A 1,431-nucleotide genomic window follows, 5' to 3' on the forward strand; every position below is an offset into this window, starting at 1 on the left:
GCCGCCTGGCGGGAGCACGACCCGATCCTGCTGATGGAGCGCGCGCTGCGCGGACTCGGCGTGCTGGACGACGCCCTGGTGCAGGAGTCGGCGGACGAGGCGGAGGCGCTGGCGGCCCGGATGCGCGAGGAGTTCCACGCCGACCCGGACCTGGACCCGATGTCGCTGTTCGCCCACGTCTTCGCCGAGCCGACCCCGCAGCTGCGGGAGCAGGCCGCCCAGTTGTCCGCCGAGCTGGCCGCCGAGGCCGAGGTGCAGCACTGATGAGCACTGCCGTATCGATGCGCACCGCCTCGATGGCGCAGGCGCTCAACTCCGCCCTCCGGGACGCCATGCGCGAGGACCCGGCGGTGCACGTCCTCGGCGAGGACGTCGGCGCGCTCGGCGGCGTCTTCCGGATCACCGACGGGCTGACCGCCGAGTTCGGCCCGGACCGCTGCCTGGACACGCCGCTGGCCGAGGCCGGCATCCTCGGCACCGCGATCGGCATGGCGATGTACGGGCTGCGCCCGGTGGTCGAGATGCAGTTCGACGCCTTCGCCTACCCGGCGCTGGAGCAGCTGTTCTCGCACGTCGCCAAGATGCGCAACCGCACGGCCGGCCGGCTCCCGCTGCCGATCACCGTCCGGATCCCGTACGGCGGCGGCATCGGCGGGGTCGAGCACCACAGCGACGCCTCCGAGGCGTACTACACCAGCACCCCCGGTCTGCAGGTGGTCACGCCCGCGACGGTGGCCGACGCGTACGGGCTGCTGCGCGCCTCGATCGCCTCCGACGACCCGGTGGTCTTCCTGGAGCCCAAGCGGCTCTACTGGGGCAAGGCCGAGTTCGACCCGGCGGCGCCGGTCGAGCCGATCGGCAAGGCCGTGCTGCGGCGCACCGGGACGTCCGCCGTGCTGATCACCTACGGCCCCTCGCTGCCGGTCTGCCTGGAGGCGGCCGAGACGGCGAAGGCCGAGGGCTGGGACCTCGCGGTGCTGGACCTGCGCACCCTGGTGCCGTTCGACGACGAGACGGTCTGCCGGGTGGTGCGCTCGATCGGCCGCGCCGTGGTGGTGCACGAGGCGACCGGCTTCGGCGGCACCGGCGCGGAGATCGCCGCGCGGGTCACCGAGCGCTGCTTCCACCACCTGGCCGCGCCCGTGCTGCGGGTCACCGGCTTCGACATCCCCTACCCGCCGCCGATGCTGGAGCACCACCACCTGCCAGGGGTGGACCGGATCCTGGACGCGGTCGCCCGACTGCAGTGGGAGGACTGAGCATGATGCCCGTCGTGCGGGAGTTCCGGCTGCCCGACCTCGGTGAGGGGCTCACCGGGGCGGAGGTGGTGCGCTGGATGGTCGAGGTCGGCGAGGTGATCGCGGTCGACCAGCCGGTGGTGGAGGTGGAGACGGCCAAGGCCGTGGTGGAGGTGCCCTGCCCGTACGGCGG

Annotated in this window: 2 protein-coding genes and 1 pseudogene; all 3 read left to right on the top strand. The window is 73.5% G+C overall.

All coding sequences use genetic code 11. The features are described from left to right. Positions 1 to 264, top strand: a pseudogene (locus ACZ3TI_RS40980) (pyruvate dehydrogenase (acetyl-transferring) E1 component subunit alpha); the annotation flags it as partial. Next, positions 264 to 1,259 (top strand): alpha-ketoacid dehydrogenase subunit beta, encoded by a 996-nt coding sequence (locus ACZ3TI_RS40985; RefSeq protein ID WP_465735695.1) that lies wholly within the window; start codon positions 264 to 266, stop codon positions 1,257 to 1,259. The pseudogene ACZ3TI_RS40980 and the gene ACZ3TI_RS40985, both read left to right, overlap by 1 nt. 5 nt (positions 1,260 to 1,264) lie before the next feature. After that, the coding region (locus ACZ3TI_RS40990; protein ID WP_465735697.1) for a biotin/lipoyl-containing protein at positions 1,265 to 1,431 on the top strand (167 nt) is incomplete at its 3' end.

The organism is Kitasatospora sp. NPDC023120 (assembly GCF_055560835.1).

Coding starts and splice junctions, on each gene's coding strand:
- ACZ3TI_RS40985 (WP_465735695.1), top strand. CDS start 264: ATGAGCACTGCCGTATCGATGCGCACCGCCTCGATGGCGCAGGCGCTC.